12 protein-coding genes and 1 pseudogene are annotated in these 16968 nt (G+C 39.7%); 11 read left to right on the top strand and 2 right to left on the bottom strand.

The window, feature by feature from the left end:
* Positions 1-14 precede the first annotated feature (14 nt).
* The 7 genes from ACZ427_RS02035 to tkt all read left to right on the top strand — a co-directional run bounded on the left by ACZ427_RS02035 (position 15) and on the right by tkt (position 7535).
* On the top strand, positions 15-1304 hold the full coding sequence (locus tag ACZ427_RS02035; RefSeq protein ID WP_461179168.1) for an MFS transporter: 1290 nt from the start codon (positions 15-17) through the stop codon (positions 1302-1304).
* Positions 1305-1448: 144 nt separating this feature from the next.
* Positions 1449-2453, top strand: a complete 1005-nt coding sequence (locus ACZ427_RS02040) for a dihydroxyacetone kinase subunit DhaK (protein ID WP_461179167.1) — start codon at positions 1449-1451, stop codon at positions 2451-2453.
* 15 nt (positions 2454-2468) lie between these two features.
* Complete coding sequence (dhaL, locus tag ACZ427_RS02045) at positions 2469-3131, top strand: dihydroxyacetone kinase subunit DhaL (RefSeq protein WP_461179166.1); 663 nt, start codon at positions 2469-2471, stop codon at positions 3129-3131.
* Positions 3132-3346: 215 nt separating this feature from the next.
* Positions 3347-3838 carry a ribose 5-phosphate isomerase B gene (rpiB, locus tag ACZ427_RS02050; protein WP_461179165.1) on the top strand — a complete coding sequence of 164 codons (492 nt, stop codon included), beginning with the start codon at positions 3347-3349 and terminating at the stop codon, positions 3836-3838.
* A gap of 19 nt (positions 3839-3857) precedes the next feature.
* Positions 3858-4805: a class II fructose-bisphosphatase gene (glpX, locus tag ACZ427_RS02055; RefSeq protein ID WP_461179164.1), complete on the top strand. Its 948-nt coding sequence runs from the start codon at positions 3858-3860 to the stop codon at positions 4803-4805.
* A 34-nt stretch (positions 4806-4839) separates the two neighbouring features.
* Positions 4840-5502 (top strand): fructose-6-phosphate aldolase, encoded by a 663-nt coding sequence (fsa, locus tag ACZ427_RS02060; protein ID WP_461179163.1) that lies wholly within the window; start codon positions 4840-4842, stop codon positions 5500-5502.
* A 20-nt stretch (positions 5503-5522) separates the two neighbouring features.
* Positions 5523-7535, top strand: coding sequence for a transketolase (gene tkt / locus ACZ427_RS02065; RefSeq protein WP_461179162.1), 2013 nt, complete (start codon positions 5523-5525; stop codon positions 7533-7535).
* 137 nt (positions 7536-7672) lie between these two features.
* On the opposite strand, the gene ACZ427_RS02070 is transcribed toward tkt, so the two are convergent.
* A complete protein-coding gene (locus ACZ427_RS02070; protein WP_461179161.1) occupies positions 7673-8779 on the bottom strand; it encodes a 5-methyltetrahydropteroyltriglutamate--homocysteine S-methyltransferase in 1107 nt (368 codons plus the stop codon).
* Positions 8780-10331: 1552 nt separating this feature from the next.
* On the opposite strand from ACZ427_RS02070, the gene ACZ427_RS02075 reads away from it, so the two are divergent.
* Positions 10332-11087, top strand: a complete 756-nt coding sequence (locus ACZ427_RS02075) for a gluconate 2-dehydrogenase subunit 3 family protein (protein ID WP_461179160.1) — start codon at positions 10332-10334, stop codon at positions 11085-11087.
* Positions 11088-11116: 29 nt separating this feature from the next.
* Positions 11117-12853, top strand: a complete 1737-nt coding sequence (locus tag ACZ427_RS02080; protein WP_461179159.1) for a GMC family oxidoreductase — start codon at positions 11117-11119, stop codon at positions 12851-12853.
* Between the two features lie 638 nt (positions 12854-13491).
* On the opposite strand, the gene ACZ427_RS02085 is transcribed toward ACZ427_RS02080, so the two are convergent.
* On the bottom strand, positions 13492-14106 hold the full coding sequence (locus ACZ427_RS02085; protein ID WP_461179158.1) for a PepSY domain-containing protein: 615 nt from the start codon (positions 14104-14106) through the stop codon (positions 13492-13494).
* A 964-nt stretch (positions 14107-15070) separates the two neighbouring features.
* Between ACZ427_RS02085 and ACZ427_RS02090 the strand changes: the two genes are divergently transcribed.
* The gene (locus ACZ427_RS02090) at positions 15071-15841 is read left to right on the top strand and encodes an SDR family NAD(P)-dependent oxidoreductase (RefSeq protein ID WP_461179157.1); all 771 of its coding nucleotides are present in this window, start codon (positions 15071-15073) and stop codon (positions 15839-15841) included.
* Positions 15842-15997: 156 nt separating this feature from the next.
* Positions 15998-16733, top strand: a pseudogene (locus ACZ427_RS02095) (SDR family NAD(P)-dependent oxidoreductase).
* The last annotated feature ends 235 nt before the right edge of the window (positions 16734-16968 follow it).

Genomic DNA, 16968 nt, shown 5'->3' on the forward strand with positions numbered 1-16968 from the left:
TGGGGGGAAGAAAAATGACGGATTTGATACAGAAAGGTACATTCTTAGACAGAATTGGTATTCCATCAAACTTGGCATGGGGATACTTTGGGGTACTCATTTTTATGATGGGTGACGGCCTGGAACTTGCTTGGATCAGTCCGTATTTAGTTGAGCAGGGTCTTACCGTTCAACAAGCTGCTTTACTAACAACATCATATGGTGTAACTATTGCTATCGCAGCATGGCTTTCCGGTGTTTTGGTGGAAGCAATTGGTCCCAGGAAGACGATGCTAATGGGTGTGGCTTTTTACATTATAGGCCACGTCCTATTTGTAGGAATTGCTATACCGGATCTTAATTATTCACTAATGATTCCTACTTATGCATTAAGAGGATTCGGCTACCCATTATTTGCTTATGCATTTTTAGTGTGGATAACTTACCGGGCGCCTCAACACCAGCTTGGGAAAGCAGTAGGGTGGTTTTGGTTTGTGTTTACTGGAGGTTTAAGTGTACTTGGGGCATTTTATTCCAGCTTTTCTATCCAACTTTTTGGACATATCCCAACACTATGGAGTGCAATCATCTGGGTATTGATAGGAGCATTTTTTGCTCTTGTGGTTAATCGTGACAAATTTGAATTGCAAGAAAAAGAGAATGTAAACCAGTCATCTAAATTTAAAGAATTATTTAATGGAATTACGATTTTAAAAAGAGAACCCAAAGTGGCAATTGCAGGGATAGTCCGAGTTATCAATCAATCGTCACAGTATGCTTTTCCGTTGTTCCTTCCGCTTTATTTGGCCGATCAAGGAATAAGTACTACTGTCTGGTTAAATATCTGGGGTACTATTTTCATTTCAAATATTGTATTTAATTTAATTTTTGGCTATCTTGGAGACAAAATGGGCTGGAGAAATACAGTTACCTGGTTTGGAGCGATTGGCTGTGGTGTGTTTACCTTAATGTTATTTTACACGCCTCAGGTTTTCGAAGGCAATGTGACACTGGTCGCCATCGTTGGTATGTTATGGGGAGCATGTATCGCCGGGTTTGTTCCGCTTTCTGCCCTAACCCCATCATTAGTAGGAGACGGGGATAAAGGAGCAGCAATGTCCATTTTGAATCTTGGAGCAGGTTTATGTGTATTCGTAGGTCCTGCACTAGTTACACTATTCTTTGATCTGGTAGGAACGCAAGGATTAATCTGGATTTTAGCAGGTTTATATTTCACAGCTGCAATTTTAACGAGATTCTTAAAACTTCCAGATCAAGAAATACAAAAAGAGGGTGTCAAAGAAGGAGAACATTCTGCGGTTTAAGTATTTAAAAGAATAGCCCTGAATATGGGGTTATTCTTTTAAACTACTATATTTAATACCTGAAAACGTTATAATAGTTATATAGTAAGTAGTAAATAGTTAGTTGTATAAACAAACTAATGATGGAATAAGGAGTGTACATCAATGAAAAAACTAATAAATGATCCAAAAAATGTTGTGGAAGAAATGGTGGAAGGTTATTTGAAAGCCCATCCTAATCATATAAAACAAGTACCGGAGAATGATAGAGCTCTTGTGACAGCCAGAAATACAAAAGAGGGTAAAGTAGGTGTTTTAATTGGCGGGGGTTCAGGCCATGAACCAGGTTTTATGGGCTATGTAGGAGATGGAATGGCAGATGGCGTTGCAGTAGGAAATATCTTCGCTTCTCCATCACCAGATCCTATTTTGGAAGTTACAAAAGCAATTGACAAAGGCGCTGGTGTTGTATACTTATATGGAAATTATGCAGGAGACGTCATGAACTTTGGAATGGCGGCTGAAATGGCTGATCTGGAAGAAGATATTGAGGTAGGAATGGCCTTGGCCTCAGATGATGTAGCCTCCGCACCGCAAGCAGAAAAAGAGAAACGCCGTGGTATTGCTGGCGAGTTCTTTATTTATAAGTCGGCTGGTGCAGCAGCTGATTTTGGTTATAATTTAGAAGATGTTGTAAGAGTTGCTAAAAAAGCAAACAATAATACACGTTCAATGGGTGTAGGCTTATCACCTTGTTCCTTACCGCAGACTGGTGAACCCAGTTTTGAAATAGGTGAAAATGAAATGGAGATTGGCTTGGGTCACCACGGCGAAACAGGCATAGAAAAAGGCCAGTTGGAACAAGCGGATCGCGTTGCGGACCGTCTAGTAAGTGATATTTTAGCAGATATTGAAATAAATAAGGATGATGAAGTTGCTGTTATTGTCAACGGGCTTGGATCCACGCCAAGAATGGAATTATATATTGTTTATCGTAGAGTTGAACAGATTTTAAGAGAAAAAGGAATAGAAATCTATCGTTCTTATGTAGGAGATTACATTACTTCGCTAGAAATGGGCGGATGTTCTGTAACATTTATGAAATTGGATGACGAATTAAAAGAAGCAATAGATCATCCTGTAGATTGTCCAATGTTCGTTCAAAAATAAAAGGAGGAATAAAAAATGGAACTTTCAGCAAAAGAGTTTAAAGAATATTTTAAATCAGTGGTCGAAATGGTAGAAAAAGAGAAAGATTACCTTTGTGAACTTGATCGTAAGCTTGGAGATGGAGACCATGGAGTTACGATGTCCATCGGATGGCAAGCAATAAATGAAAAGCTGGATAATGAACTGGCAGATGAAGAAGACTGTGGAAAAATCAGCATCACTGTAGGAAAAACATTCCTAAGTGCTGTAGGTTCATCTGTAGGTCCGTTGTACGCAACGGGTTTTATGAGAGGTGCCAAAGGCATTAAAACAAAATCGATCCTTAGTGATAGTGATTTGGCGAATTTCTGGATTGCTTTTGCAAAAGGAATAAAGGAGCGCGGTCAGGCAGAAGTCGGCGATAAAACAATGATCGATACGCTGGATCCGTTTGGTAAGGTGTTGGAAGCGAAATTTAATGAATCAAATGAATTTCTAAGCTCGTTTAAAGAAGCTGTTTCTGCCGCGGAAAGAGGAATGCAATCGACAAAAGATCTTATTTCCCAGAAAGGGCGCTCAAGCCGTTTGGGAGAAAGATCCATTGGAGCACAGGATCCTGGTGCAACTTCTGCATACTTCATTGTATCCCATTTTTTGAAATTTGCTGAAGTGAGTTATTCTGAAAAACTTGCTAATTAGTCATCAAGTAACAGAAAAACAGATTAATATAAGTATATAAGATTTTCTTTATTATTAAGATTAATAAGAATCAGGGATATTAATCCTTGGTTCTTTTTTATAAAAACATAAAACGAAAACAAAAAACAATTAACGAAAATAATAATTGATATATGATAAAAAATGTAGTAAAATGAAAACAAATAAAAATAATTAAAAATGCAGGAGGAATTAAAATGAAAATCGGTATCGGAAGCGACCACAATGGTTTTGAATTGAAAGAGGAAATTAAAAAATTTGTAGAGGAAACAACAGGTCACGAATTAGTAGATTATGGCTGTCATTCCTGTAATGCAGTGGATTATCCAGATGTGGCATTTGAAGTTTCACAAGCAATTAGTGAAGGGGAACTTGATCGGGGTATTCTTATTTGCGGAACAGGTATTGGTGTTGCTATCGCTGCAAATAAATATCCGGGTATTCGTGCAGCAACCGCGCATGATACGTACTCAGCCGAAAGAGCACAATTAAGCAATAATGCACAGATACTCACAATGGGTGCACAAATCATTGGTGTAGAAGTTGGAAAAAAAGTGGCTGAGGCTTATTTGAATGTTGAATGGGCAGAAGGTTCCAAGCGTAAAGTGGATAAAATTATTGAAAAAGAAAAAGAGTTCACTGGGAAAGGGATTAAAGTAGAAGCAGTAGCAGGAAACCAGTGTAGCTAACTTTGGGAGGAATAAACGAATGCAATCCTTGTTGTTAGATTTTCTGAAAGTGACCGAATCCGCTGCAATTGCAGCAATGCCTTGGGTAGGAAGTGGAAACAAAATCTCCGCCGATAGTGCAGCAACCAATGCGATGCGGGAAGAGCTGAATCAAATGAATATGAGTGGCAGAATCGTTATTGGTGAAGGAGAAATTGATGAGGCTCCGATGCTTTATATTGGTGAGGAGCTTGGAAAAGGCGGGCCGGCAGTCGTTGATATTGCGGTGGATCCTATCGAAGGAACGACGCCAACAGTCAACGGGCAGGGCAATGCAATTACGGTTATAGCAGCTGCACCAAAAGGAACGCTGCTTCACGCTCCGGATATGTATATGGAAAAAATAGCTGTCGGGCCAAAAGCGAAAGGGAAAGTCAATATAGAAGCACCATTATTGGATAATATTAAAGCTGTGGCTCAAGCCAATGGCAAAGCGATAACGGAAATGAATGTCCTTATTCAGGATAGACCTAGACATAAGGAATACATTGACACAATCAGGGAATCAGGAGCAAAAGTTCATCTGTTTCATGACGGGGATGTTATCTATGCGACGGCTACATGCATTGAGGAATCCAATATCGATATATTCTTCGGTGTTGGTGGTGCGCCAGAAGGAGTATTGAGTGCTGTTGCTGTCAAATCTCTTGGTGGTGAAATGCAGGCAAGACTTCTGCCGCAAAATGAAGAAGAATCAAACAGATGTAGGGAAATGGGATTGTCTGATCCTAAAGGAGCTCTAGCACATAACCAATTGGTTCATTCGGATGATTGCATTTTTGCTGCTACTGGAATCACAGATAATTTATTATTGAACGGTATTAAAATGAAAAATGGAGAATCTACGACACACTCCATTCTAATAAATGGCAAAGATAAGCAATTGCGCTATATTGAAAGCCAATACAGTATCAAGCAGGCTATATAAAGATGAAGGGTTAAAATCACCAGGGAGGATCAAAATGGAATTTTTCTTAGATACAGGTAACATAGACGAAATAAAACGTATTAATCGCTTAGGTTTAGTAGATGGGATTACAACAAATCCGTCTATCATCGCAAAGGAAAACAGGGATTTTGAAGAAATCATCAAAGAGATTACGAGTATTGTAGATGGGCCTGTCAGTGCGGAAGTCATTGGCCTTACTGTCGATGACATGGTAAAAGAAGCAAGAGATATCGCGAAATGGGCATCCAATGTTGTTGTTAAAGTCCCTATGACAGAAGCCGGGCTGGAAGCTGTCAACATTCTTTCCAAAGAAGGAATCAAAACAAATGTCACGCTTGTATTCTCTGTGGCACAGGGTCTGATGGCAGCAAAAGCAGGTGCAACTTATATCAGTCCTTTTGTTGGAAGAGTGGATGATATTGGGGAAGATGGAATAGCGTTAATCCAACGCTTAAAACAGGCGCTACAAAACTATCAGTATGAGGCAAAGATTATTACAGCTAGTGTCAGAACAATTGGTCATTTAGAACAGGCTGCCTTGGCTGGAGCAGATATTGCAACGATTCCCGGATCACTTTTACCGAAGTTATGGAAACATCCGCTAACCGATAATGGGATTGAGCAATTCTTAGCGGATTGGGAAAAGGTTCCTAAGAAAACTGAATCGTTATCATAGAAGGGATTGTGATTTAAATAATGACAACAACTCGTGTTTCTGTAGAACAACAATCGATTAATACCATTCGTACTCTTGCAATAGATGCGATTGAAAACGCAAATTCAGGACATCCCGGTTTGCCAATGGGAGCTGCACCAATGGCCTACACATTATGGACAGATTTTATGACGCATAATCCGAAGCATTCCAAATGGTTTAACCGTGATCGCTTTGTCCTTTCTGCAGGTCATGGATCGATGCTTTTATATAGCTTACTTCACTTGTCAGGATATGATGTTACGATGGAAGATTTGAGGAACTTCCGTCAATGGGGCTCGAGAACCCCGGGACATCCTGAAGTCCATTATACAGATGGGGTGGAAACAACGACCGGGCCGCTTGGACAGGGAATTGCAACTGCGGTTGGAATGGCAATAGCCGAAGCACATCTTTCTGCAACATTCAATAAAGAAGATCTTTCGGTTATTGATCACTATACATTTGCACTAATCAGTGATGGAGATTTAATGGAAGGAATCTCGCATGAAACGGCATCACTCGCCGGTCATCTTGGTTTAGGAAAGTTAATTGCGCTCTATGATTCCAATGATATCTCACTGGATGGTGAGTTGAGCCAGTCCTTCTCCGATAATACAGAAGAACGTTTTAAAGCATATGGATGGCAGGTCATTCGTGTTGAGGATGGAAATGATGTAGAAGCATTACGTAAAGCGATTGAAGAAGGAAAAAAGAACATAGCGCAACCGACATTAATTGAAGTAAAAACTGTAATTGGATATGGATCACCAAATAAATCAGGATCTGCAGCATCACATGGAGCACCGCTTGGTGAAAATGAAGTGAAATTAACAAAGGAAAACTACAATTGGACACATGAACCATTTCATGTTCCAGAAGAAGTTTATGCAGATTTTTATGAAAAAATAGGTAGAAGAGGGGAAGACGCAGAAGAAAATTGGAATCAGCGGATTCAAGCTTATAAAGAAAAATACCCGGAAGCTGCGAAAGATTTGGAATTAGCAATGAACGGGGAATTGCCATTAAATTGGGAGAAAAATCTTCCGGTTTATGAACATGGTGAAAATACGCTTGCAACACGGGCCGCTTCTGGGGAAGTATTAAATGCGATTGCTAAAACCGTACCAAACTTTATTGGCGGAAGTGCAGATCTTGCAGGTTCGAACAAAACAAAGATAAATGGTCAAACGGATTTCTCTCGTGAAAATTACGCTGGCAAAAATATTTGGTTCGGCGTACGAGAATTTGCGATGGCAGCCGCGTTAAATGGAATGGCGCTTCATGGCGGGCTAAATGTCTTTGCAGGTACATTCTTTGTGTTCAGTGATTACCTGCGTCCGGCTGTTCGTTTATCAGCGATTATGAAATTGCCGGTAACCTATGTCTTTACTCATGATTCCATCGCTGTTGGGGAGGATGGTCCAACACATGAACCAGTGGAGCATCTGGCATCCTACCGAACCATGCCAGGACTTTCTCTTATTCGGCCGGCAGATGGAAATGAAACGCAGGCAGCATGGCAGCTCGCTTTGGAGTCAGCTAACAAACCAACAGCATTGGTATTAACCAGACAAGGGCTGCCGACATTGGAAGGAACAAAAGAACATGCATATGATGGTGTCAAAAAGGGTGCATATATCGTGAGTGAAGCATCAAGGGATACTCCTGATGCGTTACTATTGGCAACAGGCTCTGAAGTGCAGCTTGCCGTAAAAGCACAAAAAGACCTGCTTGAAAAGAATATTGACGTTCGTGTTGTCAGTATGCCGTCATGGGATCGTTTTGAAGAACAGGACCAGGCGTATAAAGAAAAAGTAATTCCATCACATGTTAAACGTCGACTTGCAATTGAAATGGCTTCCCCGTTTGGTTGGGAACGATACGTTGGTGATGAAGGTGAAGTGCTTGGAATCAATACGTTTGGTGCTTCCGGAAATGGTGAAAAACTAATGGAAGCGTATGGTTTCACAGTAGAGAATGTAGTGAAGCGTGTTGAGGAATTAGTGAAATAAACATCAAGCTTGTGTCATTCTTCAAGGGGACAAGAGGGACAGGTACCTTGTCCCAACAGGGTTTACAGTTGATTAGAAATGAAACCAAAATGGAAAGGGAACAGCTGCCATTTACGCTGTTCCCTTTCCATTTTTACTTATTGCCAAACTTCTCGAGCTACGTCGACAATGTACTTCAATTTATCCCATTGTTGTTCTTCCGTTAGTTTGTTGCCGTGATGTGTTGATGCAAATCCACATTGTGGGCTCAAGCATAGTTGTTCATGTGGTACATAGTTTGCAGCCTCTATAATCCGCGCTTTAATTGCCTCTTTATCTTCTAACTCACCATTTTTCGATGTAACTACACCTAGAACGACTTGTGCGCCACCATTTGGAACATGTTCAAGTGGTTTAAAATCTCCTGAACGGTCATCATCATATTCCAGGAAAAAACCGTCTACTTTTTCTTTTGCAAATAAGGTTGGTGCAATACGTGCATAACTTCCTTCAAATGCGTATGTCGATTGATAGTTTCCACGACATAAATGCGTTGTTACAATTAAATCTTCTGGTTTATCTTCTAATGCACCATTTACAACGCGTACTGCTAGGTCAATTAATTGATCACTAGAATATGCATCACTTTTGTTTGAATGATAGTTATCCGAAGAAAGTCCAGCAATATGCACATCATCCAATTGTAAATAGCGTACCCCAGCATCATAAAATGCTTTAATTGCATCTTTGTACGCTTTGGTAATATCCTTTGCGAATTCTTCTATATCTGGATAGATATCTGGATTGCGGATGCCTATTTCAAATAATTGGTTTGGACTTGGGATGGTTTGTTTCGGAATGGCACGATCACCGACGATTTCCTTCAACTCCATAAAATCTTGAATAAATGGATGATCCGGATGGAATGAAATTTTTCCGGTATTGCGGATATAATATTTTTCTGTTTCAATCCCCTGAAATTCATAGCCTTTTTCTGTAACATACCCTTCCATTCCATTTAGATGTTCTAAGAAATCCAAATGCCACCAGGTACGACGGAATTCCCCGTCTGTCACAACTTCTAATCCAATTTCGATTTGCTTATCAACAATGCGTTTGATTTCCTTTGTCTCTACTTCACGTAATGCCTCTGCTGAAATCTTCCCCTCTTTAAAATCTGCTCTCGCCTTATGTAAATTATCAGGTCGTAGCAAGCTCCCTACATGATCCGCTTTGAATGGTGCTTTAATTACTGTTTTTGTCATTTGAATTCCTCTTTCCTGTACTATATTTTTACCCCATGGATGGGGATAAATATCTAATTTACATGGTCAGATTTCAAAGGTACTTTGTTTGTCAAAATATATATTCTCTCTTGACCTAAGTAAATTGAATCCTTAATTCCAACATTTGGTAATTACCTTTTAATTTAATGTAAGATAAGCATAACATTGGAAAATCAATATAGTGTAACACCTAAAATCTATCGCTGAATATAGATTTTAACTATATCAGTGAGGGACACAAAGGGCAGGTAAAGGCTGCTGAAAAAGTAACAATTTTTAAAGGTACAGAAGATTTCCATGAATATACTAACGATAAAAGAAGCTAACAGACTATATATAGTAGCTTGTTCGTTTCTTTTTCTCTGTGAACGGTTTTTTCAGTGTCCTCGAACACGTACCATGTCCCAGAGGGGTGAAGGTAAGATTTTATTCAATCTGGGTGGGGGGGTTGGATGGTTTGGATGTACCACAATCATTGCTTACTGCATAAGTGCACGAAGGCCTTTCGCCACAAGAGCTTAGCGAAAGGCCAAATTTTCTAAACCGATTTGCTTTTCTTTGTTCCAGTTTCCGCTATTACGTCTACATAATAAAAGGAGTAATCTCCTCTCTCAATTAAGGAGAAGAAGTGGGACGATGAACCTGTCCCCCCGTCCCAGTACACGTGGAGGATTTTTAGCAGTTTCATGTGTATTAACGGTTTACTTGTGGTATAATATCTATAGAAAATCATAAATTAATAAAGACCGCCCATGCTTAGACACATGGAACGGTCTCAATAGACTAACCCCAGCAAGAGGGGTTGGCACAGTTAAGGAATAATCCCTCAAATGGCCTGCTAAAGCACATGAGGGATTATTTTTTATGGTTTTTATCTGACATGATAAACGCTATTAACATCCCAAAGGATATCATTAACGCCAATACAGTATCAACACCCATATGCATCACCTCCTTTTTAGGAAGAATCCTAAAAAGAAAAGTGTGCCTAACCCTCATGTGAAGCCAATCTATTATATTCCTAGTGTAACATAAATTGTTTTTGTTCAGATTATCCAGTGGAAGACTTCATTCCATTAAGAAAGGCTGAACTAGCGTTTAAAAGACGTAGAAAAATACACATTATTTTTGTGTTCATATCAAGTTTGTCTAAAAGTGGTGTTGCTGTTGCAATGCTTTTTTTTATGGGGACACAGGGACAGGTACCTTGTCCCAGAAAGTTAAAGGCAAGATACTGCTCCATGCAGGTTTCTGAATCTACCACAATCATTGCTTACTGCATAAGTGCAATAAGGCCTTTCGTCACAAAAACTTAGCGAAAGGCCACGTTTTCTAAATCGATTTGCTTCTCTTTGTTCCAGTTTTCACTCGTGCATTTACATAATAAAAGGAGTAATCTCCTCTCTCAATCAAGTAGAAGAAGTGGGACGTTGAACCTGTCCCCCCGTCCCTGAGAAACGAAGTGGGTTTATTATCCCTGTAAAATGGCTAAAATTGGATTAATTAGTTTTATTTATAAGGAGGAGTAAAATTGACGGATGAAAAAGATGAAAAAAAGGGGTCTAAGTTAACTCGCCGTAAGTTTATCAGAAATTCCAGTTATGTGGCTGGTGGAGCAATTGGCGGAGGTCTCCTTGGTTCTCTTCTCGGTACAAATTTTCTGGGCGGCGATCAACAGACTGCACCGGAAACGGTAAGAGATGGGCCGGGCTATAATCGTGCGTTGATGTTCTTCACGAGACGAGAGGATTTCGAGGTTTTAAGTGCTGCAACGGAAAGAATTTATCCGGAAGATGAATATGGACCAGGAGCGATAGAACTGGGCGCTCCTTACTTCATTGATCATCAATTAGCTGGCGATTATGGAAAGAATGCAAGAGAGTATATGCAGGGCCCCTTTTTAAAAGGAACAGAATATCAGGGATATCAGTCTCCATTGAGACGAGATGAAATGTTTATAAGGGGTATCCGAGCAATCGATAAAGAAAGTCAAACAAATTTTAATACATCCTTTGTTGACCTGGAAGGAGAACAACAGGATGAAATACTTCAACAATTTCAAGACGATAATGTTAAGTTGGATCATGTTAGCTCGGCATATTTCTTTGAACAGCTTCGATCAGCGACACTTTCAGGTGCATATTCAGATCCGTTGTATGGCGGTAATGCAGATATGAATGCTTGGAGAATGAAGAAATTCCCCGGCAGCCAGATGAGTTATTTACAAGAAATTGAGAGTGAAGCGTTTATTGAATATGAACCAAAATCATTAAGGGATCACTTATGATAAAAAATTTCAACTGAGGAGGTATTAATATGGCGACAAAATTAGATAAAGTGGAAGTCCTAACCGTAGGAGTCGGCTGGGCTGGAGGTATCATTTCTGCTGAACTTGCCAAAGCAGGCGTGCAAGTAGTTGGCTTGGAGCGAGGAGAAGATCGTTCCACAGAAGATTTCCAAATGGTACATGATGAATATCGATATGCTATTCGGCATGAATTAATGCAGGATCTTTCGAAAGAAACCATCACTTTTCGAAATAATCGGGATGAACAAGCGTTACCTATGCGTCAGTTTGGAGCATTTCTAATTGGAACTGGAGTTGGAGGAGCAGGGACCCATTGGAATGGAGATACATGGTTTTTTGCCCCCTATGACTTTGAGATAAAGTCCATGACGGACAAGAAATACGGGGAGAATAAGCTCCCTAAAGAATACACCATTCAAGATTGGGGTATCACCTATGATGAACTAGAACCCTATTATAAAAAATTCGAGAAAATGGCTGGTACAAGCGGGGAACCTAATCCATTAAGACCTGAACGAACAAGGGATTATCCAACCCCACCAATGAAAAGTACTCCGATGCTGGATCGATTTGTTGAAGCAGCAGAGAACTTAGGACTTCATCCATTCCGGTTGCCGTCAGCCAACATATCGGAAACCTATGAAAATCCGGATGGACAAACAATAAATCAATGCCAGTACTGTGGTTTTTGTGAGAAATTCGGCTGTGAATATGGAGCGAAATCCACTCCAAATGTGACGGTCATCCCTGCTGCTTTAGAAACCGGCAATTTCGAATTACGAACGCATGCCAATGTAACAGGCATCCATCATGATGGAAAGCGAGCAACTGGTGTCAGGTACGTGGATACCCAAACAGGGGAAGAGTTCGATCAGCCTGCAGATATTGTCGTCTTGACAAGTTATACGATAAATAACGCACGCCTGTTGTTGAATTCCGATATTGGCCGTCCCTATGATCCAGAAACAGAAACCGGTGTAATCGGGAAAAATTACTGTTATCATATTACGCCAGTTGTTACGGGGTTCTTCAAGGAAGAGTTCAATGCTGCAATGGGGGCAGGATCGCTTGGTTCTACTTTGGACGACTATAACAATGATAACTTTGATCACTCCGACGTAGACTTCATCCATGGTGGCTCTATAACGATGAAGCAATTAGGGAAAAGACCAATCAACGAAAATGTAGCACCAAGAGACACACCAACATGGGGAAAGGAATTTAAACAAAAGTCAATCGAATATTTTAATCGGTCTATACCTGTTACTTCACAAGGTACTTCTCTGCCTCATCGTAACAATTACTTGAGTCTTGACCCGACGTATAAGGACAGCTATGGAAATCCACTGATTCAGCTTACGTATGATTTTACCGAACATGATCGTAAGCTGCATGATTTTATAACGGAAAGATGTGCAGAAATCCTGGAAGAGATGGGTGCTGAAATTGTGGAACCTAGAGAATTGATGGAGCACTTTGATATCGTTCCCGCCCATAATGATCATATCACAGGCGGTGTCATTATGGGAGATGACCCAGAGAACTCTGTCCTAAATAATTATTTACAAATGTGGGATATGGATAATATATTCGTCATCGGCGCTTCTGCATTTCCACACAATGGTGGTTACAACCCCACAGGTACGGTTGGAGCATTGGCATATAGAGCAGCTGAAGGCATTCTGAAATTCAAAGAAGAGAATGGACAGCTTGTAAAAGCTAAAAAGAACAGTAAGTTATCTTAGAAATACGTTTCAAGTCATTTTAATGTGGGTGAATGCTAGTGTGGTTGTATTTTGCTAGCTTCATTTTATGATTCTGTTATAAGAAGCTTTATCTTTGATGTTTCGGACTTTGTTTTAGGTGAGCCGATGGTAAGAAAAGTTTTTACACGCACACCTACATTTAATTAAAGACTTGTTAATACTTTTAAACATTGAAAAGTAATAGGGAGGGAAAATGTGCATTAGTAACATTTCCCTCCCTATTTTTGTGTGTGCTCTGCGTATGCGTGTGGGGGACGCAGGGACAGGTACCTTGTCCCAGAAAGTTAAAGGCTAGATACTGATCCATACAGGTTTCTGGATCTAGCCAGAATCATTCCTTACTGCATAAGTGGAATAAGGCCTTTCGCCACAAGGGCTTAGCGAAAGGCCAAGTTTTCTAAATCGATTTGCTTCTCTTTGTTCCAGTTTCCACTCGTGCATCTACATAAAAAGAAGTTATCTCCTCTCTAAACCAAGGAAAAAAGTGAGACGATGAACCTGTCTCCCCCCGTCCCCTTCATGAGAATAAAAAAAGCACAATGAGCAACTAAACTACTCATTGTGCTTTTTTTGCACAAAACTTCCGATTGTCCTCTAAAAGAATCGTCTCCCTGTTATTAGTCATCTATTTCTACTTCTAGGATTTCTTCGGTTGTGGTGTTGATTTTGATTTCTATGTCGGAGTCATTCTTTTCGTATTCAATTGTATACGTTTGTTTTCCATCATCTGCTTCAAGTGTCCAACCTGTTGGCGAAAGGCCTTCTACTTCGGCTTTAGCAGAAGATATTTCAATGGCTCTTGCTGGATCAATAATGGATGAAAAATCTAATGATTCATCAGTATCTCTTTCTGTTTCAACTTCATTTTCCTTTATTTCTTTTGTCGTTGCGTCAATTTCTGTTTCATATTCTTTTGATGAATCAAAACCGTCGATATCATAATGTAATCGACCAAAGTCGGAATCTAAGTCAATGGATTCAATTTTTGCGTCTGGATGAGCTTCCTTAAAGACGTTCACGGCCTCTGTCATAGACACAGTTGGATTTGTTATGTCAACAGTTTTGGACGTGTTTGGTGTACTAGTATTTCTAGAATCTTCAACAGCACTTGATTCATTATTTGTATTGTTGGCTTCATTCGTAGTACTTGATTGATTTGTCGTATTCGCATTTTCTTCTGTTGTATCTGTACCACAAGCTGTTAATAAAAGTAGAGTACATCCGATTATCATTAATTTTTTAAACATACTAATTCTCTCCTTTCGATTGAATGAAATTTGATTTCCTGTTCTTTATTTGGGCTACTCTTTAATCATAAAGAATAAACATTAGAAAATGGTGAGAAACATATTAGATTTAAATAAATTTAACTCAACTTTCGGACATAGAAAAACTCAATGAGCCGTTGATATAACTTGGCAAAGACTCAAACCAAACCAATGCAGTAATAGACTTTTTAATGATTCGGTGTTTAAAGAAACTGTGCCCTTCGACATTGTTTCAAATAGTTCTAGCAACTGTTGTAATGCTGTAAACATATCTAGGTCTTTTACATCTTCACACATCATGTAAAATAGACAACCAATCGTTTTGGGGTCTTGTTAAATATAATTGATGCCTGTCACTTCCCGAAGAAAACTCCCTGTATGGTCAGCTTTCAAAAGTAATTTGTTTGTCAGAATATACATTCTCTCTTCATCTAAGTAAATTAAATCCTCAATTCCAACATTCGGTAATTATCTTTTAATTTAATGGAAGATAAGCATAACATTGGAAAATCAATATAGTGTAACACCTAAAATCTATCGCTTGCTACAGCTTTTAACTAGAGCATTGGGGGGACACAGTACCTTGTCCTAGGGCGGTAAGATTTACTCCATCTGGGTGGGAGTTCTAGATCTGCCAGAGTGATGTCTTGATAGATTTGCTTTTCTTGTTCCGATCTCCACTCGTGCATCTACATAATAAAAGAAGTTATCTCCTCTCTCAATCAAGAAGAAAAGTGGGACGATGAACCTGTCCCCCCGTCCCAGTAAGCAATATATTAGAAATTTTTAATAAAAGACGTTATTATTTATATGTAATTAAAATAGTTTTAATTCATAGTTCATCACTTTTAATAGTATCTTTATTATTGTGAAATACTGAGTAATTAGAGTTGTTAAAAGCATTACATCGTAGAAGGAGAGATAGATCATGCAATTTGAAGATAGTGTCGTATTAATTACGGGTGCTGCTGGAGGCATTGGTGTTGAAGCGGCAAAAGCATTCGCTAAAGAAGGGGCTAAGCTGGCTTTAGTAGATTTGAAAAAAGATGCGTTAGAAAAAGCAGCGGAGTCTATTGAGGCAAAAGATAAATTATTACTTACGGCAAATGTTGCCAAAGAGGATGAAGTGAAAGATTACGTAGAAAAAACCAAAGATTATTTTGGACGTATTGATGTTTTTATTAATAACGCAGGAATTAATGGAGATTTTGCTACGATCACCGAGCAAACAGCGGACAATTTTAGAAATGTATTCGATGTGAATGTGATGGGCGTATTCTTTGGATTGAAATATGTTCTGGAAGTGATGAAGGAGCAGAAAAGCGGAGCTGTTGTAAACACAGCATCGAATGGCGGTCTATTAGGCGCACCAGGAATGAGTGCATATGTTGCATCAAAACACGCAGTTATCGGATTAAATAAATCTGCTTCCATGGAGATGACAGAATACGGCGTACGAGTGAATGCTGTAGCCCCATCTGGCGTGGATACAGAAATGATGAAATCGATTGAAACGAATGCAACAGGTGAAAGTTCAGAAGAAGCAAGAAAACAATTTGCAGCAACTGTCCCAATGAATCGTTATGCAACGGCAGGGGAAATTGCAGATTTAATGGTGTTCTTAGCGTCAGATAAAGCTTCATTTATAAGCGGATCTTACTATCGAATTGATGGAGGACAAGGCGCTCAGTCTGTTTAATTTGAGTAGTTAAGAAAGCCTAAGTGCGGGCTAAGGGTTGGCCCCGCAGGCTTGGCAAAAGCAAAACTTTCTTAAAGTGTGGTGACGGTGGTTCGTTTGGCGGAAGGGAGCCAGAACCGTCCCTATTGTTTAAAGCTATTCCAGGAGGGATTTTATATGGGTAAATTAGATAATAAAGTAGCAGTCATTACTGGTGGTGTTTCCGGCATTGGAGCAGCAACAGCGGAACTTTTTTTCAAGAAGGTGCAAAAGTTGTTTTAGTTGATATGAATGAAGCCAAAGGAAAAACCGTTGAAAATGAATTGAAAGATAAAGGTGCAGAAGCACTTTTCATTGAAGCGGATGTGACCAATGAAGATCAAGTGAATCATGTCTTTCAAACTGCTGTTTCGACATTTGTAAAGTGGATGTTCTTTTCAATAATGCTGGAATCGGTGCGACGAAACCAACGGAAGAAGTTACATTTGATGAGTGGAGAAAAACGGTTAGTGTTGACTTAGATGGGGTGTTCCTCGTTGCGCAAACGGCAATTAAAGAATTTTTGAAAGCGGATGGTGGTACCATTGTTAACACAGCATCGATGTATGGTTGGGTCGGTGCACCAGGAAGTGCTGCATACAACGCAGCTAAAGGCGGGGTAATTAACCTAACCCGTTCACTTGGATTGGAATATGCAGACCGCAATATCCGCGTAAATGCGCTATGTTCAGGATTTATCGATACACCAATCCTGGGTGAAACGGATCGACAAGGACTAATTTCTGCGACGCCAATGAATCGTCTGGGAACATCGGAAGAAATGGCAAAAGCAGTATTATTCATGGCCAGCGATGACTCTGCGTTTATGACAGGAAATAGCATAACCGTTGATGGAGGATATACGGCGCAATAAGTGGGACACAGGGACAGGTCCCTTGTCCCACGTCCCACAGGATTAAAAGCTAAATACTACTAAATATGGAGTTCTGGACTTGCCAGAATCATTGCTTCCTGCATAAGTGCAATAAGGCCTTTCGCTACAACAGTTTAGCGAAAGGCCTTATTTTCTTTGTTTCAGCTTCCCCTCCATGTACAATTATGTATGATTTAAAACAATTCAACGTGGGATACGAAAAAGAGTTGGAAGT

This window comes from Virgibacillus ainsalahensis, assembly GCF_055380755.1.